Annotated in this window: 19 protein-coding genes; 3 read left to right on the top strand and 16 right to left on the bottom strand. The window is 71.2% G+C overall.

Annotated features, from left to right (window positions below; translation table 11 throughout):
- Positions 1-67: 67 nt before the first annotated feature.
- The 6 genes from araA to ASG83_RS06330 form a co-directional block, all read right to left on the bottom strand.
- Entirely contained in the window at positions 68-1,576 is a 1,509-nt protein-coding gene (gene araA, locus ASG83_RS06355) for an L-arabinose isomerase (protein ID WP_156711037.1), read from the bottom strand.
- 8 nt (positions 1,577-1,584) lie between these two features.
- Positions 1,585-3,246 (bottom strand): FGGY-family carbohydrate kinase, encoded by a 1,662-nt coding sequence (locus ASG83_RS06350; protein ID WP_055858248.1) that lies wholly within the window; start codon positions 3,244-3,246, stop codon positions 1,585-1,587.
- Positions 3,243-3,950, bottom strand: a complete 708-nt coding sequence (locus ASG83_RS06345) for an L-ribulose-5-phosphate 4-epimerase (protein ID WP_055858247.1) — start codon at positions 3,948-3,950, stop codon at positions 3,243-3,245. Before ASG83_RS06345 ends, ASG83_RS06350 begins: the two co-directional genes overlap by 4 nt.
- Before the next feature lie 486 nt (positions 3,951-4,436).
- A complete protein-coding gene (locus tag ASG83_RS06340; protein ID WP_055858244.1) occupies positions 4,437-5,468 on the bottom strand; it encodes a LacI family DNA-binding transcriptional regulator in 1,032 nt (343 codons plus the stop codon).
- A 101-nt stretch (positions 5,469-5,569) separates the two neighbouring features.
- A complete protein-coding gene (locus ASG83_RS06335; protein ID WP_055858241.1) occupies positions 5,570-6,730 on the bottom strand; it encodes a cystathionine gamma-synthase in 1,161 nt (386 codons plus the stop codon).
- The gene (locus tag ASG83_RS06330; protein WP_055858238.1) at positions 6,727-8,121 is read right to left on the bottom strand and encodes a cystathionine beta-synthase; all 1,395 of its coding nucleotides are present in this window, start codon (positions 8,119-8,121) and stop codon (positions 6,727-6,729) included. Before ASG83_RS06330 ends, ASG83_RS06335 begins: the two co-directional genes overlap by 4 nt.
- Before the next feature lie 173 nt (positions 8,122-8,294).
- On the opposite strand from ASG83_RS06330, the gene ASG83_RS06325 reads away from it, so the two are divergent.
- Positions 8,295-8,960, top strand: coding sequence for a DUF3105 domain-containing protein (locus tag ASG83_RS06325; RefSeq protein ID WP_235451352.1), 666 nt, complete (start codon positions 8,295-8,297; stop codon positions 8,958-8,960).
- A 9-nt stretch (positions 8,961-8,969) separates the two neighbouring features.
- Entirely contained in the window at positions 8,970-9,665 is a 696-nt protein-coding gene (locus tag ASG83_RS06320; protein ID WP_235460048.1) for a DUF305 domain-containing protein, read from the top strand.
- Between the two features lie 10 nt (positions 9,666-9,675).
- Here ASG83_RS06320 and ASG83_RS06315 read toward each other — a convergent pair whose 3' ends face one another.
- The 4 genes from ASG83_RS06315 to ASG83_RS06300 form a co-directional block, all read right to left on the bottom strand.
- Positions 9,676-11,589, bottom strand: a complete 1,914-nt coding sequence (locus ASG83_RS06315) for an ABC transporter ATP-binding protein (protein ID WP_055858235.1) — start codon at positions 11,587-11,589, stop codon at positions 9,676-9,678.
- Positions 11,590-11,774: 185 nt separating this feature from the next.
- Positions 11,775-12,725 carry a carbohydrate ABC transporter permease gene (locus ASG83_RS06310; RefSeq protein ID WP_055858233.1) on the bottom strand — a complete coding sequence of 317 codons (951 nt, stop codon included), beginning with the start codon at positions 12,723-12,725 and terminating at the stop codon, positions 11,775-11,777.
- Complete coding sequence (locus tag ASG83_RS06305; protein WP_055859409.1) at positions 12,722-13,714, bottom strand: carbohydrate ABC transporter permease; 993 nt, start codon at positions 13,712-13,714, stop codon at positions 12,722-12,724. The genes ASG83_RS06310 and ASG83_RS06305 overlap by 4 nt, the downstream gene beginning before the upstream one ends.
- 103 nt (positions 13,715-13,817) lie before the next feature.
- Positions 13,818-15,173, bottom strand: coding sequence for an ABC transporter substrate-binding protein (locus tag ASG83_RS06300; protein ID WP_055858230.1), 1,356 nt, complete (start codon positions 15,171-15,173; stop codon positions 13,818-13,820).
- Positions 15,174-15,586: 413 nt separating this feature from the next.
- Between ASG83_RS06300 and ASG83_RS06295 the strand changes: the two genes are divergently transcribed.
- A complete protein-coding gene (locus ASG83_RS06295; protein ID WP_055858227.1) occupies positions 15,587-16,618 on the top strand; it encodes a LacI family DNA-binding transcriptional regulator in 1,032 nt (343 codons plus the stop codon).
- Between the two features lie 470 nt (positions 16,619-17,088).
- Here ASG83_RS06295 and rplL read toward each other — a convergent pair whose 3' ends face one another.
- The 6 genes from rplL to ASG83_RS06265 all read right to left on the bottom strand — a co-directional run bounded on the left by rplL (position 17,089) and on the right by ASG83_RS06265 (position 22,088).
- Positions 17,089-17,472 (bottom strand): 50S ribosomal protein L7/L12, encoded by a 384-nt coding sequence (rplL, locus tag ASG83_RS06290; protein ID WP_055858224.1) that lies wholly within the window; start codon positions 17,470-17,472, stop codon positions 17,089-17,091.
- A 48-nt stretch (positions 17,473-17,520) separates the two neighbouring features.
- Complete coding sequence (rplJ, locus tag ASG83_RS06285; protein ID WP_055858222.1) at positions 17,521-18,036, bottom strand: 50S ribosomal protein L10; 516 nt, start codon at positions 18,034-18,036, stop codon at positions 17,521-17,523.
- Between the two features lie 317 nt (positions 18,037-18,353).
- Positions 18,354-19,199, bottom strand: coding sequence for an NAD(P)-dependent oxidoreductase (locus ASG83_RS06280; protein WP_055858220.1), 846 nt, complete (start codon positions 19,197-19,199; stop codon positions 18,354-18,356).
- Positions 19,200-19,208: 9 nt separating this feature from the next.
- A complete protein-coding gene (locus ASG83_RS06275) occupies positions 19,209-20,684 on the bottom strand; it encodes a cell wall metabolism sensor histidine kinase WalK (RefSeq protein WP_055858217.1) in 1,476 nt (491 codons plus the stop codon).
- Entirely contained in the window at positions 20,684-21,424 is a 741-nt protein-coding gene (locus ASG83_RS06270) for a response regulator transcription factor (RefSeq protein ID WP_055858214.1), read from the bottom strand. Before ASG83_RS06270 ends, ASG83_RS06275 begins: the two co-directional genes overlap by 1 nt.
- Before the next feature lie 4 nt (positions 21,425-21,428).
- On the bottom strand, positions 21,429-22,088 hold the full coding sequence (locus ASG83_RS06265; protein WP_055858211.1) for a DUF998 domain-containing protein: 660 nt from the start codon (positions 22,086-22,088) through the stop codon (positions 21,429-21,431).

The following is a 22,088-nucleotide window of genomic DNA, read 5'->3' as shown; positions in this document are numbered from 1 at the left end:
TCCGTCGCTCGGCCTCGAGCTCTGGCTCCGGTTCCCGGCCACGGCCGGGAGGTCTGGTGTGCCCCGCTCAGATTCCCTGAGCGAGCCGGTAGTAGGCGGCGTTCGCGCGCACGTCGCGCGCGAACCCCTCGAGCGTGGTGGCCTCGTCGATGACGAGGAGCTCGACGCCGGCCATGGTCGCGAAGTCCCGGAAGACGTCGACGCCCACCTGCGTGGTCATGACCGTGTGGTGCGCCGCCCCCGCGGTCAGCCAGGCGGCTGCCGAGGTGGCGAAGTCGGGCGCCGGCTTCCAGACGGCGTGCCCGACGGGCAGGTGGGGCATCGGGGCGGGCAGCGCCACGTTCTCGACGACGTTCGCGACGAGCCGGAACCGGTCGCGCATGTCGCTGAGGGCCGCGACGACCGCGGGGCCCGCGTCGGCCGTGAAGACCAGGCGCACCGGGTCCTCCTTGCCGCCGATGCCGAGAGGGTGCACCTCGAGGCGCGCGCGCTGCGTGGTCAGCGAGGGGCTGACCTCGAGCATGTGCGCGCCGAGGATGAGCTCGTTGCCGGGCTCGAGGTGGTACGTGTAGTCCTCCATGAGGCTCGCGCCGCCGGGGAGGCCCGCGCCCATGACGGCGGCCGCACGCACGAGCACCGCGGTCTTCCAGTCGCCCTCGGCGCCGAAGCCGTAGCCGTCGGCCATGAGGCGCTGCACCGCGACGCCGGGCAGCTGCCGCAGCGCGCCGAGGTCCTCGAAGCTCGTCGTGAAGGCGCCGAAGCCGCCGCCCTCGAGGAACCCGCGCAGGCCGAGCTCGATCGCCGCGCCGTAGCGCAGGCTGTCGGCGCGCTCCGCGCCCGGGTGCAGCTCGGGGGCGACGTCGTAGAGGTCGAGGTACTCCTCGACGAGCCGGTCGACCTCGGTGTCGCCGACCGCGTGCACAGCATCCGCCAATTCGGTGACGCCCCAGGTGTTGACCTGGACTCCGAAGCGCAGCTCGGCCTCGGTCTTATCGCCCTCGGTGACGGCGACGAAGCGCATGTTGTCGCCGAAGCGCGCGAGCTTGAGCTCGTGCGTCGCGTGCCAGCCGGCGGCCGCGCGCGCCCACACGCCGACGCGCGCGGTGACGGCCGGGTTCGAGACGTGCCCGACGACGGTCGCACGGGCCACGCTCATGCGCGAGGCGATGTAGCCGAACTCGCGGTCGCCGTGCGCGGCCTGGTTGAGGTTCATGAAGTCGAAGTCGATCTCGCCCCACGGGAGCTCGACGTTCGCCTGCGTGTGCAGGTGCAGCAGCGGCTTGGAGAGCGCGTCGAGACCGGCGATCCACATCTTCGCGGGGCTGAAGGTGTGCATCCACGCGATGACGCCGATGACGTTCTCGGCGGCGTTCGCCTCGAGCATGACGCGCTTGATGCTCGCCGAATCGACGAGGGTCGGCTTCCACACGATCGTGACGGGGATGCCCGCGGCCGCCTGCAGGCCGGCCACGACCGCCTGCGACTGCTCGGCGACCTGGCGCAGGGTCTCGTCGCCGTAGAGGTTCTGGCTCCCGGTCAGGAACCACACCTCGAGCGTGCGGAGGTCGGGGACGATGCTGCGGGTCACTGGGGTCCTCCTGCAAGGGCGTCGATCGCGCGACGCTCGATGTCGAGTCCGGCCTCGTACTGGGCCAGGTAGGCGGCGAAGCCGGCGGTGTCGGTCGGGTCGGGTGCGGTGGTGGCCGTGTCGGCGTCGGCGAAGACGCGGGTGGCGAGGTAGTCGGCGAGGGGCTGGCCGCTCTGCTGCGACACGGCCGTCTCGGCCGTGAGCGCCGACTCGGCCGTCTCGGCCGTGAACGCCGCGAGCACCGCGATGCCCCACGCACCGCCCTCGGAGGCGCTGTCGGCGACGCCGACGGGAGCATCGAGAGCGGCGGCGAGCAGGCGCTGCGCGACGCCGGCCGTGCGGAACAGTCCGCCGTGGGCCTGCATGCGCTCGATCGCGACGCCCTCCTCGTGGAGGGCGCGCATCCCGAGGGCGAGGGCGGCGAAGACGCCGTAGACCTGCGCGCGCATGACGTTCGCGAGCGTCAGGCGGCTCTCGGGCGTGCGCACGACGAGCGGGCGACCCGCGGTCAGGTGCGCGACGGGCTCGCCGGCGACCTGGTTGTAGGCGAGCACGCCCCCCGCGTCGGGAGCCCCGTCCAGCGCCTCGGCGAGCAGGAGCGCGTACGCCTCGTCGGCGGTGGTGGTCGCGCCGGCGAGCTGAGCGAAGCGGCGGTAGGTGCCGACCCACGCGGCGAGCTCGCTCGTGCCGTTGTTGCAGTGCACCATCGCGACCGGGTCGCCCGCAGGCGTCGCCACGACGTCGATCTCGGGGTGCGCGCTCGCGAGCGGACGGTCGAGCACGACCATCGCGAAGATGCTCGTCCCGGCGCTCACGTTGCCGGAGCGCGGCGCGACGGCGTTCGTGGCGACCATGCCGGTACCGGCATCCCCCTCGGGCGGGCAGGCGACGGCGCCGGGCTGGAGGGCCCCGGTGGGGTCGAGCAGCGCGGCCCCGGCGGCGGTCAGGGTGCCCGCGGTCGCGCCGGCGGGCAGCACGCGGGGGAGCGTCCGCCCCAGGGGCCCCGCGAGGGCCGACCCGGCGACGTGCGCGTGGTAGCGGGCGAGGAGGTCGGCGTCGTAGTCGGCGCCGGCCGCATTCACCGGGAACATGCCGCTCGCGTCGCCGACGCCGAGCACGCGCTCGCCGGTCAGGCGGTGGTGGACGTAGCCGGCGAGCGTCGTGAGGTGGGCGATGCGGCCGACGTGCTCCTCGCCGTCGAGGACGGCCTGGTGCAGGTGCGCGATCGACCAGCGCAGCGGGATGTTCGCGCCGAGCAGCTCGGAGAGCTCGGCCGCGGCGGCGCCGGTGCTCGTGTTGCGCCAGGTGCGGAACGGGACGAGCAGCTCATCGTGCTCGTCGAAGGCGAGGTAGCCGTGCATCATCGCCGAGACGCCGAGCGCGGCGAGCGTCGTCGGCGCGGCGTCGTGGCGCGTGCGGGCGTCGGCGGCGAGGGCGGCGTACGCGGCGCGGATGCCCTGCTCGACGTCGGCCAGGTCGTAGGTCCACACGCCGTCCACGAGCTGGTTCTCCCACTCGTGGTCGCCCGTCGCGAGCACCGTGGCCGGCGCATCCGCGTCGACGAGGCACGCCTTGATGCGCGTCGAGCCGAGCTCGATGCCGAGGGCGACGCGGCCGGCGGCGATGGCCTCGGCGGGGGTGCGGGTCGCGGCGCTCATCGGGCCGGACCTCCCGGCTGGCCGTAGACGTTCTGGTACCGGTCGAAGAGCGCGTCGACCGCGGCGGGCTCGATCGGGAGCGGGTCGCCCAGCTGTCGGGCGATGTGGATCGTGCGCGCGACATCCTCGAGCATGACGGCGGCCTTGACGGCGTCGCGCGCGTCGCGACCGATCGTGAAGGGTCCATGGTTCTGCATGAGCACGGCGCGCGAGCGGTGGCCGGAGAGCGTCTCGACGATGCCGCGGCCGATCGAGTCGTCGCCGATGATCGCGAACGGACCGACCGGGATGTCGCCGCCGAACTCGTCGGCCATCGCCGTGATGACGCACGGGATGCTCTCGCCGCGCGCCGCCCACGCCGTCGCGTAGGTCGAGTGCGTGTGGACGACGCCGCCGACCTCGGGCATGTGCCGGTAGACGTATGCGTGCGCGGCGGTGTCGCTCGAGGGGCTGCGGTCGCTGCCGGGAGTGTCGGGGACGACCTCGCCGTCGAGCGTGCAGAGGATCATGTTCGACGGGTCGAGATCGTCGTAGGAGACGCCCGACGGCTTGATGACGAAGAGGTCGGCGCCCGGGACCCGGCCGCTGACGTTGCCGCCCGTCCAGACCACGAGCCCGTTGCGGACCAGCTCGGCGTGGAGGGCGGCGACCTCGTCGCGAACGCGCGCGACGGCGACCTGCACCTCGGGGCTCAGAGCGATCACGGGACTCCATCGTCGCGGCGGCGACGGTGGACCCGGCGCCGGGGTGGTTCAGGGGTGGTGGTGCGGCGAACTCGACCCATCCGAACTGCGACTCGGGATGTGACCGTTCACATTGCGTTGATGCACTCTAACGGCGAAACGGTCACATCTGTCAACCCGCTCCCCGAGCGAAACGGTCACAAGTCGATAACAGCCGCGACATGCGCCGCCCGCCCGCGGGGCCCGCCCGCGGGCGGGCGCGCCCCCGCGCGTGACGGGCCCCCGCGCGCGCCGCGGCCTCGAGCGCAGCGAGTGCCTCATGCGCAACTCAGGAACTGTGCCGTGTGCAGCGGGGAAGCGCGCCGCCGGCGAGCGACATCGGCGGCGACACTCCTGAGTTGCGCATCGACCTTCGCCGGCGGGAGGAGTTGCCGACCGGCGCGCGGTCCGCGACCCGCGCGCGGTCCGCGACCCGCGCGCGGCGCGGGGTAGCCGGTCGCGACCCGCCTACGCGAGCCGCGCCGTCGACTGGCGCACGATGAGCTCCGGCTGCACGGGCGCGTGGCTCAGCTCGGTGTCGCCGCGCAGCTCGCCGAGCAGCAGCTCGATCGCCCTCCGGCCGATCTCGGCGAAGTTCTGCCGCACGGTGGTCAGCGGCGGCGCGAAGTGGGCGGCCTCGGGGATGTCGTCGAACCCGACGATCGACATGTCGCCGGGCACCGACAGCCCCGTCTCGCGGCACGCGTGCATGAAGCCGAGCGCCATCTGGTCGTTCCCGCAGAACACGGCCGTGAAGTCGCGGTAGCGCAGCAGCTCGAGCCCCGCGTAGTAGCCGAAGTGCGCCGTCCAGTCGCCGAGGATGGGCGCGCGCGTCCGCAGGTCGGCATCGCCGAGCTCGCGCAGGAACCCCTGCATCCGCGCCTCCGCCTCGATCCAGTCCTGCGGGCCGGAGATGTGCATGATCTCGGTGTGCCCGAGGTCGATGAGGTGCCGCGTCGCGAGCCGCGCGCCCTGGATCTGGTCGACCCACAGCGAGTGCGCCGTGTTGAGCCCGGTCGCCTCGAGCGTGACGAACGGCACCGCGACCTGGAGGTCGTCGAGCGCCTCGAACACCCGCACCTGCGGCGCGATGACGATGAGCGCCTCGATCGACTGGGCCATGAGGTGGTCGAGACCGGCCTTGATCGAGGCGTACTCGCTCGAGCTGATGTTGGTGATCGAGAGGCGGTAGCCGGCTTCGCGCGCGGCGGTCTCGATGGCCTGGATGCTCGTGGCCGGTCCGTAGTGGACGGTCTGCGCCGCGAGCACCCCGATCGTCCGCGATCGGCTCGTGACGAGCGCGCGCGCGGCCTGGTTCGGCCGGTACCCGAGCTCCTCGATCGCGGCCTGCACGCGCGCGAGCGTCTCGGGTCGGATGGAGGGGCTGTCGTTGAGCGCCCGCGAGACGGTCTGGTACGAGACCCCGGCGACCCGCGCGACGTCGCGGATGTTCGGGGCGCGCACGCGCTCCGGCTCGCTCGCCTGCTCAGGACTCGACACGAGACCCTTCCCATCCGGTGATGTGTACGTTCACATCAGCAGGCCCATTATGCACGCGGATGCCCGCTCGGGCGCGAGCGCCCCTCGCGTTCCCGAGGCGCTCAGCCGAGCCGCGCGAGCGACTGCCGCACGTCGGCGAGAAGATCCTCGACGTCCTCGAGCCCCACCGAGAGGCGGATCACCGCGTCCGACACCTCCAGCGCGGTGCCGCGCACGGAGGCATGGGTCATCTCGCTCGGATAGTTGACGAGCGACTCGACCCCCCCGAGCGACTCCGCGAGCGAGAAGACCTCGAGCCCCTCGGCGAAGGCGCGCGCAGCGGCGGCGCCTCCCGCGAGCTCGAGCGAGAGCATCCCGCCGAAGTCGCGCATCTGGCGCGCGGCGAGGTCGTGCCCGGGGTGCGAGGGCAGGCCCGGGTAGTAGACGCGAGTGACCGCGGCGTGCCCCTCGAGCGCGGAGGCGAGGGCGTGGGCCGACGCCGAGTGGCGATCCATGCGCACTGCGAGCGTCTTGATGCCTCGCGTGGTGAGCCACGCGTCGAGCGGGCCCGAGACGGCGCCGGCCGCGAACTGGTGGAAGCCGACCTTCTCGGCCAGCGCATCGTCCGACAGCACGACGGCGCCGCCGATGACGTCGGAATGGCCTCCGAGGTACTTCGTCGTCGAGTGCACGACGACGTCGGCGCCGAGCGCGAGCGGCTGCTGCAGGTAGGGAGTGGCGAAGGTGTTGTCGACGACGACGAGCGCGCCGGCCGCGTGCGCGACGTCGGCGAGCGCCGCGACGTCGGTGATCTTCATGAGCGGGTTCGACGGCGTCTCGAGCCACAGCACGCGCGCGCCGGTCGAGGTGAGAGCGGCGCGAACGGCCTCCAGGTCGTCGAGCTCGATGGTGGTGAGGCCGATCTGCCAGTCGCCGAAGATGCGGCGCACGAGCCGGTGGGTGCCGCCGTAGACGTCGTTGCCCATGAGCACGTGGTCGCCGGGGCGCAGAACGGCGCGCAGCAGCGCGTCCTCGGCCGCGAGGCCCGAGGCGAAGCTGAAGGCGTGGGTCGCGCCCTCGAGCGAGGCGAGCTGCCTCTGCAGCGAATCGCGGGTCGGGTTGCCCCCGCGACCGTACTCGTAGCCGCCCCGCAGAGTGCCGATGCCGTCCTGGGCATACGTCGTCGAGAAGTGCACGGGCGGGATGACCGCGCCCGTCGTCGGGTCGAACTCCTGGCCGACGTGGATGGCGCGGGTCGAGAACCCGTGGTCGTCGTGGGTCATGAAGACTCCTTCGCGAGAGCGCGCACGAGGTCGTGGCGCGTGAGCAGCCCGACGGGGTTGCCCCCGTCGAGCACGAGCAGGGTGTCGGGCTGCTGGCCGCCGGGGCCGCGCTCGTCGAAGCGGGCGCGCGCGTCGCCGAGCGACTCGTGCGCGCCGACGAGCGGCAGTCGCGGACCCATCGCCTCGGTGACGGGGCTCGCGGGGGTCACGTCTCCGGCGGCGAGCGCGCGCAGCAGGGTCCGGGCGTCGACCGTGCCGACGACCTCCCCGAGCACCGCCGGGGGCGCAGACGAGAGGACGGGCAGTGCGTGATCGTGGGCCTCGAGGGCGGCGATCGCGTCCGCGACCGACGCCGTGCGGGGCACGTGGGGCAGCGTCGCGGCGTCGGGGCGCGCGGCGTCGGCGACCGTCGGCGAGCCCTGGGCGGCGGCGAAGCCGTGGCTGCGCATCCACCGATCGTTGAAGATCTTGCCGAGGTAGCCGCGCCCGCCGTCGGGCAGCAGCACGACGACCACGTCCTCCGGTCCGAGCTCGCGCGCGACCTCGAGGGCACCGACGACCGCCATGCCGCACGAGCCGCCGACGAGCAGGCCCTCCTCGCGCGCGAGGCGCACGGTCATGTCGAACGACGCCTGGTCGCTCACGGCGACGACGCGGTCGGTCACGCTCGGGTCGTAGGCGGCGGGCCAGAAGTCCTCGCCCACCCCCTCGACGAGGTAGGGCTGGCCAGACCCGCCCGAGTAGACGCTGCCGAGGGGGTCGACGCCGACGATCTGCACGCGGCCGCTCGCGCGGTCGGCGCTGATCTCGCGCAGGAAGCGGCCGGTGCCCGTGATGGTGCCGCCCGTGCCGACGCCGGTCACGAAGTGGGTGACGCGGCCATCGGTGTCGCGCCAGATCTCCGGGCCCGTCGTCTCGTAGTGGCTCAAGGGGCCGTTGGGGTTCGCGTACTGGTTGGGCTTGAAGGCGCCCGGGATCTCGCGCGCGAGGCGGTCGGAGACCGAGTAGTACGACTCCGGGTCCTCCGGAGCGACGGCCGTCGGCGTGACGACGATCTCGGCGCCGTAGGCGGTGAGCACGTTGCGCTTGTCCTCGCCGACCTTGTCGGGCAGCACGAAGACGCAGCGGTAGCCGCGCTGCTGGGCGACGAGGGCGAGGCCCACGCCCGTGTTGCCGCTCGTCGGCTCGACGATCGTGCCGCCCGGCTTCAGCAGCCCCTCGCGCTCGGCGGCGTCGATGATGCGCGTCGCGATGCGGTCCTTCGACGAGCCGCCGGGGTTGAGGTACTCGACCTTCGCGAGCACGGTGGCCGTGATCCCCTCCGTCACTCGAGTGAGCTGCACGAGGGGCGTGTCGCCGATGAGGTCGACGACGGAGCGGGCGAACTTCATCCTGCGAGCCTACTCGCGCCGAGCATCCGGCCCCGAGGCCGCGACGGCCGCGAGTGCCGCGACCGGACCCGCTCTGACAGGAAGTCGAAAGGTGATCTGAGAGAATGGGGGCGCCCCGGCCGCGCTCTCGCGCGCGCCGACGAACCCCTCCCCTCACGGCTGGAGCCCCGAGCGTGTCGAACGACGAGAACCTCACGATCAAGCAGCAGCGCGAGAAGCGCCGCGCCGAGAAGGTCGCCGCCCTCCGCGCGAAGCAGGAGCGCGAGAAGCGCCGCAACCTCATCGCGATCGGCAGCGCCGTGGTCGGCGCCCTCGCCGTCGTCGCCATCGTCGTGTCGATCGTCGTCACGAGCGCGCAGCCGCGGCCCGAGCCGGTCGACCCCGACTCCATCGACATCGCCGGGCTGGAGACCTTCGAGGAGACCCAGGGCCTCCACGTCGAGGGCGCCGTCGACTACGACCAGACGCCTCCGGCGGGCGGCCCGCACAACGCGGCCTGGCTGAACTGCGGCATCTACGAGGAGGTCGTGCCGAACGAGAACGCCGTCCACTCCCTCGAGCACGGCGCCGTGTGGGTCACCTACGACCCCGAGGAGGTCACGGGCGACGACCTCGAGGCCCTCCGCGACGCCATGCCGAGCACGTACATCGTGCTCTCCCCGTTCGAGGGCCTCGACGCGCCCGTCGTCGCGAGCGCCTGGGGCGCCCAGGTGAAGCTCGACGGCGTCGACGACCCGCGCCTGGCCGACTTCATCACCAAGTACCGGCAGTCCCCCGACGCCCCCGAGCCCGGCGCGCTCTGCACGCAGGCCCTCGACGGGCCGGGCAAGATCGCGTAGGGAGCGATCGTGACGATCACCGATCCGGCCGCCTCACCGTTCGGGGCGGATGCCCGACCGGAGCGCGGCCCCGCCCGCGTCCGGCTGATCGTCGCCGGGGCGCTGCTCGTGCTCGTGGCGCTCGTCGCCGGCGTGCTGCTGGGGCGCGCGACGGCGCCCGCGGGCGCCGCATCCGCCCCCTCGGCGGAGAGCGCCGAGGCCGGTTTCGCCCGCGACATGCAGACGCACCACAACCAGGCCGTCGAGATGTCGATCCTGCTGCGCGACCGCACCGACGACGAGGAGCTGCGGCTGCTCGCGCTCGACATCGCGACCGCGCAGTCGCAGCAGGCCGGTCAGATGTTCGCGTGGCTGAACGTCTGGGGCGTGCCGCAGACCTCGACCGAGCCCGAGATGGCGTGGATGGCGCTGCCGACCCTCGACGGCGGCCACGACGAGCACAGCACCGCGCACATGCCGGGCGAGCCGATGCCCGGCCTCGCGACGCCGGAGCAGATGCAGGCGCTGCGCGACGCCGAGGGCCTCGAGGCCGAGAGGCTCTGGCTCGAGCTCATGATCGAGCACCACAAGGGCGGCGTCGAGATGGCCGAGGCCGTGCTCGCTCGCACCGACGACGAGCTCGTGACGCGGCTCGCGAACGGAGTGGTGCAGCTGCAGCAGAAGGAGATCGACTACATGACCGAGCTGCTCGAGGAGCGCTCGTAGCCCGCCTCGCTCAGAGCGCGTGCGGCGAGGCCTCCGCGGCCGGTCGCCCGAAGTCGGTCGACTGCTCGGCCACGAGCCGCGCGTACACGCCCCCGTGCGCGAGCAGCGCGTCGTGGGTTCCGCTCTCGACGATGCGCCCGCGATCGATGACGTGGATGACGTCGGCACCCGCGACCGTCGACAGCCGGTGCGCGATCGACACGGTCGTGCGTCCCCGCGTCGCCGAGTCGAGCGCCGCCTGCACGACGCGCTCGGAGACCGAGTCGAGCGCGCTCGTCGCCTCGTCGAGGATCAGCACCGGAGGGTCCTTCAGCAGCACCCGCGCGATCGCGATGCGCTGCTTCTCGCCGCCCGACAGCCGGTAGCCCCGCTCGCCGACGACAGTGCCGTAGCCGTCGGGGAAGGTCGCGATCGTCTCGTGGATGCTCGCCGCACGGCAGGCGCGCTCGAGCTCCTCGTCCGTCGCCTCCGGCTTCGCGTACCGCAGGTTCTCGGCGATCGTCGCGTGGAAGAGGTAGGTCTCCTGGCTGACGATGCCCACCTGCGCGATGAGGCTCTCCTGCGTCAGCTCGCGCACGTCGTCGCCCGCGAACAGCACGCGACCCTCGCTCACCTCGTGCAGGCGCGGGATCAGGTACGAGATCGTCGTCTTGCCCGCACCGGACGGCCCGACGAACGCCACGAACTGGCCGGGCTCGACCGAGAAGGAGACGCGATCGAGGGTGGGCGCCTGATCGGGCGCGGCGTCCGGGTAGCGGAAGACGACATCCTCGAATCGGATGCGCCCCACCTCGCTCTCGTCGACCGCACGCGCGTCCTGCGCCTCCGAGATCGCGGGCTTCAGGTCGAGGTACTCGAAGATGCGCGCGAACAGGGCGCCCGAGGTCTGGAGGTCCAGGGCGACCCGCATGAGGCCGAGCAGCGGGAAGGTGAGTCGGGCCTGCACCGTCGTGAACGCGACGAGCGTGCCGGCGGTGACCGCGACATCCGCCTGCAGCAGCCACGCCGCGACGAGGTAGATGATCGCGGGGATCACGCTGAGGAACACGTTGACCATCGCGAAGAACCACTGGCCGCTCATCTGCAGCTGCACCTGCAGGCCGCGCTGGGTCTCGTTCTCGTCCGCGTAGCGGTCGACCTCGGCGTGCTGACGGAAGAAGCTCTTCGCGAGCATGATGCCCGAGACGCTCAGGGCCTCCTGCGTGATCGCGGTCATGTCGCTCAGCGACTCCTGCGTCTTCGTCGCGATGCGCGCGCGCACCTGGCCGACGCGCTGCTGCGCCGCGATGAGCAGGGGCAGCAGGATGACCGCCGCGAGCGTCAGCTGCCAGCTCAGCAGCAGCATCGCGACGAGCGCGGCGAGCACCGTGACCGTGTTGCCGATGACGCTCGAGACGGTGTTGCTCAGCACGCTCGCGACGCCGCCGACGTCGTTCTGCAGCCGCGACTGGATCACGCCGGTCTTCGTGCGGGTGAAGAAGGCGAGCTCCATGCGCTGGAGGTGGTCGAAGAGGGTCACGCGCAGCTGCGCCATGACGGCGTTGCCGACGCTCGCCGTCAGGTAGGTCTGGGCGATGCCGAGCCCGGCGCTCGCGACCCAGAGCACGAGCATGAGGCCGACGATGCGCAGCAGCACCGGCACGTTCGGCTCCCCCTCGGGCGGGAACAGCCCGACGTCGAAGGCCTGCTGCGTCAGCAGGGGCGGCAGCACGCTGAGGCCGGCGCTGACCAGCACGAGCGCGATCGTGAGCGCGAGGCGCGACCGGTGCGGGGCGAACAGCCGCGCGATCCGCGGCAGCAGATCCGGGATGCGCGGGGCGTCTGCGTTGGCCGCACGCTGCGCGGCGACGTCGCCGCTCGAGATGCGCGTCCGCGCCTTGCCGTAGCGGCCGACAGTGCCCGACCCGGGCGAGGGATTGCTCACCTCGCGAGCCTAGAGCGGCACCCCCGACAGCGCGCAGGGAGGCGGCGCGGCCCTGAGCGAACAGCGGGCGCCCCGCGCGCGATGGCGACGGATGCCCGGGGCGCGACCGCGGGAATCCCCCGCTCGCGACGGCGCCCCCGGGAGTCTCCTCCCGGGGGCGCCGTCCGAGCTCGGTCTCTCGGCCGCTAGCCCTTCGTCGAGCCGGCCAGGAGGCCGCGCACGAAGTAGCGCTGGAGGCTGAAGAACACGATGAGCGGGATCACGAGCGAGATGAACGCCGCGGCGGGCAGTCGCTCCTGGTTGCGCCCGAAGTTGCCGACGAGCTCGGCCAGTCGTTGCGTCAGTGGCGCGACGTCGGCGGTGCCCCCGGAGAACACGAGGGCGACGAGCAGGTCGTTCCAGACCCACAGGAACTGGAAGATGCCGATCGAGGCGAGCGCCGGGAGCGACAGCGGGATGATGATCCGGAAGAAGATCTGCGTGTGGTTCGCGCCGTCGACGCGCGCCGCCTCGATCACCTCGCCGGGGATCTCCGAGATGAAATTGTGCATCAGGAAGATCGTCAGCGGCAGGCCGAAGATCGTGTGCGCGATCCACACTGCGGGGAACGTGCCGCTGATGCCCAGGACGCTCGAGAAGATCTGCAGGAGCGGGATGAGCGCCATCTGCAGCGGCACGATCTGCAGGGCGAAGATGAGCACGAAGATCGCGCCCGAGCCCTTGAACTTGATCCACGCGAACGCGTACGCGGCCATCGTGGCGAGGATGATCGGGAACAGCGCCGCCGGCACCGCGATGATGATCGAGTTCACGAAGTACGAGCCGAGGTTCGCCGAGCTCGCGCCCTGGGTGGTGAGCACGTCGGCGTAGTTCTCGAGCGTGAAGCTCGGGCTGACGAACATGTTCCACCAGCCGTTGGTGCGGATCTCCTCCGGCGTGCGGAACGAGCTCACCAGGAGGCCGAAGGTCGGAATCGTCCAGATCACGGCGATGATGACGGCGGCGATCGTCGCGCCGGGCGAGGTCAGGCTCTGCTTGGCCTTGGATGCCCGGCTCGGCCTGGCGGCGCGGGGATCGTTCTTCTGGCCGAGCGGGCGGTCGAGCTTCGCCTCGGCCTTGTCGGTGATGTCGGTCATCGGATCTCCTTCTGCTTCCGCATCACGCGCACGTTGTAGACGACGATCGGCAGGACCATGAGGAACAGGATCACCGCGAGGGCCGAACCGTAACCGAACTCGTTGCGGTTGAAGGCCTGCGTGTACATCTCGTTGGCGACGACCGAGGTATCGAAATTTCCGCCGGTCATCGAGCGGACGATGTCGAACACCTTCAGGGTGGCGATCGAGATCGTGGTGATGACGACGACGAGCGTGCCGCGGATGCCGGGCAGCGTCACGTTGCGGAACTGCTGCCACGCGTTCGCGCCGTCCAGTCGCGCGGCCTCGATGATCTCGACCGGCACGCCCTTGATCGCGGCCGAGAGGAGGACCATCGCGAAACCGGTCTGGATCCAGACCATGACGACGATGAGGAAGAAGGTGTTCCACGGCGAGTTCACGAGGAACTGCTGGGGCTGACCGCCGAACCAGACGATGATCTGGTTGAGCAGACCGATCTGCTCGGCGAAGCCGACCTCGCGGAACTCGTACATGAAGCGCCAGATGATGCCGGCGCCGACGAACGAGATCGCCATCGGCATGAAGACGAGCGATTTCAGGACCTTCTCGCCCTTGGACTTGTCGATGAAGATCGCGTAGGCGAGGCCGATGATCGTCGACAGGGTCGGCACGAGAGCGACCCACACGAGCGTGTTGCCGAGCGTCAGCAGGATGTCGGGCTGAGTGAACATCCAGACGAAGTTGTCGAGACCGACGAACTCGTTGCCGGTGCGGTCGTAGAACGCCAGGAGCGTCGTGCGGACCGCGGGGTAGATCAGGCCGATGGCGAGAAGGATGAGCGCCGGTGCCACGAAGGCCAGCAGCTGCCAGAAGTCCCGCCCCTTCTTGGGGGCCCGATCGGCGAGGAAGAGAATGATTCCGATGACCGCCGCGAACACGGCGAGGCCGAGGAGCATGAGTCCGAACTTCTCGAAGAGATCGGACCAGAACGGCGCTAAACCTCTCATGCGGTGAACCTCCATTGGTTTGACGTCACGCTACCTGAAGAACCGGCCCACCAGACGAGGGATCGTCTGATGGGCCGGTCTCAGTGATGGTTCAGCCGAGCGGTTACGGGAAGGTGCTGTCGATCGCCGACGTCACGTCCTCGGTGGAGGCTCCACCGACCCAGTCGACCATGCCGGTCCAGAACGAGCTGGTGCCGACGGCGGCGGGCATGAGGTCAGAGGCGTCGAAGCGGAACACCGTGTCCTCGCCCTGGAGGATCTCGATCGACTGGCGAGCGAGGTCGGACTTGGCGTTAGCGGGGTCGAGACCCTTGTTCGCCGAGATCACGCCGCCGAGGGAGATGCGGTTGTTCGCCCAGACGTCGCTCGAGAGGTAGGCCTGCACCGCGCCCGTCGCCTCGTTGTCGTTGAACGCGGCGACGAACTCGCCACCACCGGTGACGGCTGCGCCGTCGCCCTCGTTGATCGGAGGAGTGATGAACGCCCAGACGTCGCCGTCAGGAGCGACCTCGACGCCCTCGCCCCACTGGGCCTCGTAGAAGGAGGCCTGGTGGTGCAGCGAGCAGTTGCCGTCGAGGATCGCCAGACCGGCGTCCTGGAAGGTGGTGGTGACGATGGAGTTCACGCCACCGAAGCCGCCGTTGACGAAGTCGGGGTTGAGGATGATCTCGCCGACGAGGTCGAAGGCCTCCTGGATCTCGGGGCTCGCGAAGTCGAGCTCACCGGCGACCCACTGGTCGTATGCCTCGGGGCCCGCGGTGCGGAGGACGAGGTCCTCCACCCAGTCGGTGCCGACCCAACCGGTCGCGTCGCCCGAGCCGAAGCCGACGCACCAGGGGCGGTACGGGCCCTCGTTGCGCTCGGTCATCTGCTCGGTGAGGCTGATGAGCTCGTCGTACGTGGCCGGGACCTCGTAGCCGTTCTCCTCGAAGTCCGACGGCGAGTACCAGACGTAGCCCTTGACGCTCGCCATGAGCGGAGCGGCGTAGAACTCGCCGTCGACGGTGCCGTAGCCCTTCCAGGACTCGCTCCAGAACTCGTCCACGTTCGCCTCGACGGCGTCCGGCGCCGGCACGACGTAGCCGTCGGCGATGAGGCGCTGGAGGAGACCCGGCTGCGGGATGATCATGAGGTCGGGCGCGTCGCCGGCCTGAGCGCGGACGTTGATCTGCGTCTCGGCCTCCTGCGTGCCGTTGTACTCGATCTCGATGCCCGTGCAGGCCTCGAAGTCGGACCAGGAGGTGACGAGGTTGTCGGCCTCGACGTCGATGATCGTCGCGTAGATCTCGACGGTCTCGCCCTCGAACTGGCCGTAGGCCTCGTAGTCGGCGCAGTCGGCGTTGCCGCCGTCGGGGCCGCCGGCTCCGGGCTCGTCGGCCGCGCAGCCCGCGAGCACGAGGCTGAGGGCACCGATTGCCGCTGCCGGCGCGATGAGCCGGCGTCGGAGGGTGGAACTCATGTGTTTCCTCCTCATTGAGGGTAAAACAGCGCTCCGGGGGTGGCGCGCCGCACTGGGTGGTAGATGGTGCGTGGTAGGTGGTGCTGTTCTGCAGGTGGTGCAGGGTGGAACGTGCTGCGCCGAGCGACATGATCCGCCACATCGGGAACCGGTTCCAGGAGTCACCGTATGTCACGTCGCGGTGCGCCGCAACAGTGGTTACGGGGGCTGTTACACGAACGTTGCGGAACGCTCGGGAATCTCCCTGACTTCTCGGTGGGGAATCGCGCGGCGATACCGTTTCCACCTGGCACCGGTTCCACAGGGGCGGGCATCCGGCTACACTGACGCTTCGACGGCCCTGCACCGCTCGTGATCCGTGCCACACCGCACGATCTGCCCGCATCGGCCGGTCCAATGGAGGACGGAGCAGCATGAGCATCCTGGCCGACGTCGCGCGCATCGCGGGCGTGTCGAAATCGACGGCCTCGCGCGCGCTCTCGGGCCGCGGATACGTGTCGGAGGACACCCGCCTCAAGGTCGAGCAGGCCGCCGCCGAGCTGGGCTACGTCGTCTCCACCGCCGCGGCGAGCCTCGTCACCGGTCGCACGCGCAACGTCGGCGTGGTCATCCCCTACATCAACCGCTGGTACTTCGGCGAGGTGCTCGAGGGCATCGAGGCCTCCCTCATCCAGGCCGGCTACGACCTGACGCTCTACCGCCTGTCGAGCGACGCCGATCTGCGTCGCCGTGTCTTCGACTACTTCCTCGTCCGCAAGCGCGTCGACGCCGTCATCTCGGTCGCGATCGCGCTGAGCCCGCACGAGGTGCACATGCTCCAGGCGCTGGGGAAGCCGCTCGTCGGAATCGGCGGACTCATCCCGGGCATCCCCTCGCTCTCGATCGACGACGTCGAGACGGCGCGCCTGGCGACCGAGCACCTCATCAGCCTCGGGCATCGCCGCATCATGCACATCGGCGGAGACCAGCACGAGCAGATGGACTTCCGCGTCCACTCGCAGCGCTACGTCGGGTTCGAGCGCGCCCTCCGCGAGGCGGGCATCACGCTCGAGGACGGCTTCCGCGACGCCGAGTTCTCCATCCAGGGCGGGCACGCCGCGGGGCTCGCGGTGCTCGGCGACCCGCGTACGCGCCCGACCGCCATCTTCGCGGGATGCGACGAGATCGCGATCGGCATCATGGTCGCGGCCCGACAGCTCGGCATCGCGATCCCGCAGGAGCTGTCGGTCATCGGCATCGACGGGCACCCTCTCGCCGAGACGTTCGGCCTGACCACGGTCGTGCAGCAGCCCGGCGATCAGGGCGCGCGCGCGGTCGAGCTCCTGCTCGGGCAGCTGGACGCGACGCCCGAGGCTCCGCCGTCGGAGCACATCGTGCTGCCGACGACGCTGAGCGTGCGCACGAGCACGGCGGCACGGCGCGAGTCGCCCGTCACGACCGGGTAGCTCGCCCGCGCACCCGAGACACCCACTCGCGGGCGCCGCGCCGCGCCGCCCCTCGCCGCCCCTCGCCGCCCCGCCGCGCGCATGCGGAGCGTGCACGTTCTCCGGAGTTCTGGTTCCACGGGTCGCGCTGGTGCGGGATCGCCGACCCGCAGGAGCCGAAACTCCGGAGGACGTGCACGCCACGGGTCGGCGACGTGCCGACGGCGCGCGCGTCTCCCCGCTTCGGGCGGATCGTGCGGGATCGCGGCGTCCGGAGCGCTCTGATCAATACGAGTCGCGCGGCAGCGGCGGGGCGGGAGCACGAGCACGGGGGCACGGCGCGAGTCGCCCGTCGCGACCGGCGCGCTCGCCCGCGCCGGGGTCGAACCGCGCGCACCCCGCGCCGAGCATCCACCGCCCCCGGGAACGCGAACGAGGCGCCGCCCCCCTCAGGGAGCGACGCCTCGTGAACCCGGCGAGCCGGGCGGGAACTACTTGAGGGTGACGGTGGCGCCGGCCTCTTCGAGCTGGGCCTTGGCCTTCTCGGCCGTCTCCTTGTTGGCGCCCTCGATGACGGTCGCCGGGGCGCCGTCCACGAGCGCCTTGGCCTCGCCGAGGCCGAGGCTCGTGAGCGCGCGGACCTCCTTGATGACCTGGATCTTCTTCTCGCCGGCGGCCTCGAGGACGACGTCGAAGCTGTCCTTCTCCTCGACCTCCTCGGCGGCGGCGGCGGGGCCGGCGGCGGCGGCGACCGCGACGGGCGCGGCGGCGGTGACCTCGAAGACCTCTTCGAACTTCTTGACGAACTCGCTGAGCTCGATGAGCGAGAGCTCCTTGAACGCCTCGATGAGCTCGTCGGTGGTGAGCTTGGCCATGATTTTCTCCTTAGTGGTTGGTACTCGTCGTGAACCGGCGGGCTGAGATCAGCTGCCGGACTCCTGCTTCTGCCGCAGCGCGTCAACCGCGCGTGCGGCCTGCGCCAGCGGCGCGTTGAACATGTACGCGGCGCCGAACAGCGAAGCCTTGACGGCACCGGCGAGCTTCGCCAGCACCACCTCACGGCTCTCGAGCTCAGCGAGCTTCATGACCTCGGATGCGTCGAGCGGCTTACCGTCGAAGTAGCCGCCCTTCACCACGAGGTTGGGGTTTGCCTTGGCAAAGTCGCGCAGAGCCTTCGCGACGGTGACTGCGTCACCGCTCACGAATGCGATCGCGGAGGGGCCGGCGAGCATGTCATCGAGCGAGTCGATGCCTGCCTGGTTGGCCGCGATCTTGGTCAGCGTGTTCTTCACCACGGCGTACGACGCGTCTGCAGCGATGTTCGTGCGCAGCGTCTTCAGCTGCGCCACCGTGAGACCGCGGTACTCGGTCAGCAGAACGGCGGTCGAGCTGCGGAAGAGTTCCGCGAGCTCGGCGACCGTTGCTTCCTTGTTCGCCATGGTGCTCCTCTAGTTGTCGTTGGTGTTGCCCACGACCACCGGAGCCCGGCTCGAATGACGAAAGCTCCGGCGCACGCGCACGGAGCTTCTTCGCCCCCCTCGATCAGACGGGAGGAGCGGATCTGTTCTGTGTCACCTGCGCGGGCCCCCGTCTCTCCGTCAGGAGAGGCGAGCCTTCGATCAGCGGTTCTGCTCGCTCACGCAGGCAGGCACGCCGATGACCAGCGGTCTTTGGCAGAGGCCAGGCTACGCGACGCGGGGCTCCGCGAGCAAATCGAGCCGGGCATCCGCCCTGCACGTGCGATGAGCGGCGCGGCTCAGACGTGATCGAGCCACGAGTGCTGCGGCGCGTAGCCGAGCTCGGCGCGCGCCTTCTCGATCGACAGCAGTGTCTCGCGGCCGGCCACGGGGCGGGCGAGCTCGACACCCGGGAACTCCTCGGCGAGGAGCTCCGCGCTGTCGCGGCGCATGACGGTGTCGGCCGCGGCGATGATGTACGTCTCGTAACCGGTGCGCTCGGTGAGCAGCGCGCGCTCGATCGCGTGGGCGCCATCGCGGCGGTCGATGTAGCCCCAGAGGTTCCAGCGGCGCACGCTCGCGTCGTCCTGCCAGGTCTCGAACTCCGCGTAGTCCTCCGGCGCCATGACGTTGCTGAACCGGAGCCCCGTGATGGTCAGACCCGGTTCGACGCGCATGATCTTCCGCGCGAGCTCCTCCTCGAGGTGCTTGCCGATCGCGTACATGAAGTTGGGGCGGGTCTCGGCGACCTCGTCGATCGGCGCGTACGGCGGCGCCTCGGTCAGCGGCAGCCCGAGCAGCGTCTCGCTCGACGCGTGCACGATGCGCGGCACCCCCGCGCGACGGGCGGCCTGCACGACGTTGATCGTGATGGCGAGGTTGCTCTGGATGAGCGCCGTATCGGGGCGGATGCCCGGCGCGGGCGTCGCGGCGAGGTGCACGATCGCGTCGAGGCCGTTCACGCGCTCCTCCACGCCCGCGACCGCGTCGGCGACCTGCCCGTAGTCGGTCAGGTCGATCTGCACGAAGTCGGACCCCCGGGCCCCGGTCGCGTCGAAGCCGATGACGTCGTGCCCCGCCTCGCGGAGGTGGTCGACGGCCGCCTGGCCGAGCTTGCCGGAGGACCCCGTGACAGCGATGCGCATGAGGTCAGGCTAGTCGGCGGGTCGGGGCGCAGCCTGGGCGGCGGGTGCGGCGGCGGGCTGCGCGGCGAGCGGCAGACTGATCGTGAAGACCGTCTCGCCCGGCTTCGACGCGACCGTCACTCGGCCGCGGTGCGCGGCGACGACGCCCGACACGATCGCGAGGCCGAGACCGGTCGAGCCGGTCGCGCGCGACCGCGAGGTGTCGGCGCGCGCGAACCGCTCGAACAGCACGGGCCGGATGTCGTCGGGGATGCCCGGTCCCGTGTCCGTGATCGTCACGATCGCGCGCCCCTCCAGCGACCCCAGGGCCGCGGTCACCCGCGTGCCCTCCGGCGTGTGGATGCGCGCGTTGGCGAGCAGATTCGCGACGACCTGATGGAGTCGATGCTCGTCGCCCTCGACGATCACGGGAGTCTCCGGCACGCGCACCACCCAGTCGTGCGCGGAGCTCGTGGCGCGCGCGTCGGCGACGGCGTCGACGAGCACCCGGCCGAGGTCGACGGGGTCGCGGCGCAGCTCGCGGCCCTCGTCGAGGCGCGCGAGCAGCAGCAGGTCGTCGACGAGGGCGGTCATGCGCACCGACTCCGACTCGATGCGGCTGAGCGCGTGCGTGATGTCCTCCGGGAGCCGGTGGCCGCTGCGACGGGTGAGCTCGCTGTAGCCGCGGATCGCGGCGAGCGGCGTGCGCAGCTCGTGACTCGCGTCGGCGACGAAGCGCCGCACCTTCTCCTCGCTCGCCTGCCGGGCGTCGAAGGCCGACTGCACGTGCTCGAGCATGCGCGTGAACGCCGCGCCGAGCTGGCCGACCTCCGTGTCGGGGTCGGTGTCGAGCTCGGGGAGCCGGTCGGCGAGGGCGACCGTGCCGCGGTCGAGCGGCAGCTCGGTGACGCGCGTGGCGCTCTCGCGCACGCGGGTGAGCGGGCGCAGGGCGACGCGGGCGACTTCGCGGCCGAGCACGCCGGCGACGACGAGGATGCCGGCGAGCACCGCGGTGATCACCGCTCCGAGGCGGGCCGTCGTCGACTGCACCTCGCGCGTGGACAGGCCGACGATGAGGGCGCTGTCGGCGTCGAGGCGGTCGGCGATGACGCGGAACTCGCCGAGCCCGCTGCCGAGCCGGATCGTGCGCGGGGAGTCGAGGGGGAGCTCGGCGAGGACGCGACGCTGCGCGGTCGTCAGCTCGCGGACATCCGCATCGGTGTCGAGATAGGCGGCGGCGATCGTGCCGTCGGCGTCGACGATGCCGACGAGCGAGTCGACGGGGATCCCGGGACGATCGAGCCCGACCCCGGGGCCGCGGCCGCTGCCCGCTCCGAGCGTGTTCTCGACTCGGGCGGAGGTCAGCCGGAGCTCCTCGTCGAGCTGGTCGAGGAGGTTCGCGCGGAGGAGGATGACGCTGAGGACGCCGATCGCGAGGGTCGCGAGCGTCAGCAGGGCGAGGATTCCCGCCACGAGCCGCTTCTGCAGCGACCACGACTGCACCATCAGGTGGCCGGTTTGATCATGTAGCCCACGCCGCGCACTGTGTGGATCATCGCCGGGCCGAGCGTGTCGATCTTCTTGCGCAGGTAGGAGATGTAGATCTCGACGATGCTCGAGCGGCCGCCGAAGTCGTAGCTCCAGACCCGGTCGAGGATCTGCGCCTTCGACAGCACGCGGCGCGGGTTGCGCATGAGGTAGCGCAGGAGCTCGAACTCGGTCGCGGTGAGCTCGATCTCGGTGTCGCCGCGGCGCACCTCGTAGCTCTCCTCGTTGAGGACGAGGTCGCCGACGTGGATCTCGGGGTCGGGCCGCTCGCTGACCACCATCGCGCTGCGGCGGATGAGGCCGCGCAGTCGCGCCACGAGCTCCTCGAGGCTGAACGGCTTCGTGACGTAGTCGTCGCCGCCCGCGGTCAGGCCGACCACGCGGTCATCGACCGCGTCCTTCGCGGTGAGGAACAGGACAGGCACATCGCGGCCGTCGGCCCGCAGGCGGCGCAGGACCTCGAGACCGTCGATGTCGGGGAGCATGATGTCGAGCACGACGACATCGGGGGCGAACTCGCGACCCTGCTTGACGGCGTCGGCCCCCGTCAGGGCGGTGCGGACCTCCCAGCCCTCGTACCGGAGGGCCATCGAGACGAGGTCGGCGAGCGAGGGCTCGTCATCGACGACGAGGGCCCGGATCGCGGACCCGTCGGGGTGGGTGAGGCGGGGAGCGGCAGGGGTCTCATCAACGGCCATGCCTCTAGTCTGCGGAATCTCCTATGAGCCTCCTTTGAAGCGGCCCTGCGGCGCGGGCGAGCCCCACCACGACGAGCCAGCCGATGCCGACCGTCGTCGCCACGAGCTCGAGATGGCTGCCGAACGCCGCATTCCACCGCGCGAGCGACAGCAGGCCGCCCGCCGCGGCGATCGCGCCGACGGCGAGCGCCATCCCAAGCGACAGTCGCGCGATCGTGCGGTGGCCGGGCGCGAACGCGACCTGCAGCATCGCCCAGCACGCGGCCGCGAACGCCAGGACGGCGGCGAGCGTGTGCGTGAAGTCCTGCACCGTGAAGGTGTCGCCCACCGGAAGCGGGCACCCGGCGGTGCAGGGCACGTTCGCGGCGACGAAGAATCCGAGGCACGAGAGCGCGAGGCTGAGCGCGGGGGTTCCCCGGCGGAGGATCGGGGTGCGCGCGCGCAGGTCGCGCACCGCCCACGCGACGAGCACTCCGCCCGCGACGAGCAGGAGCAGAGCGAGGCGGAAGGCCTCGGCCGTGGGCTCGCCGAGCGCGCCGAGCTCGCTGACGTAGAGCTCGCGCGGGACGGTGAGCCGGGCGGCCCAGATGATGACGAGCGAGGCGAGCACGAGAAGCGACCCGACGACGGAGAGCGCGGCATCGCGCCGACGAGCGGGGATCAT

This window comes from Yonghaparkia sp. Soil809, from assembly GCF_001429705.1.
Classification (GTDB): Bacteria; Actinomycetota; Actinomycetes; order Actinomycetales; family Microbacteriaceae; genus Microcella.
Note: the sequence above shows the minus strand (reverse complement) of the source record. Positions and strands in the feature narration are given on the sequence as shown.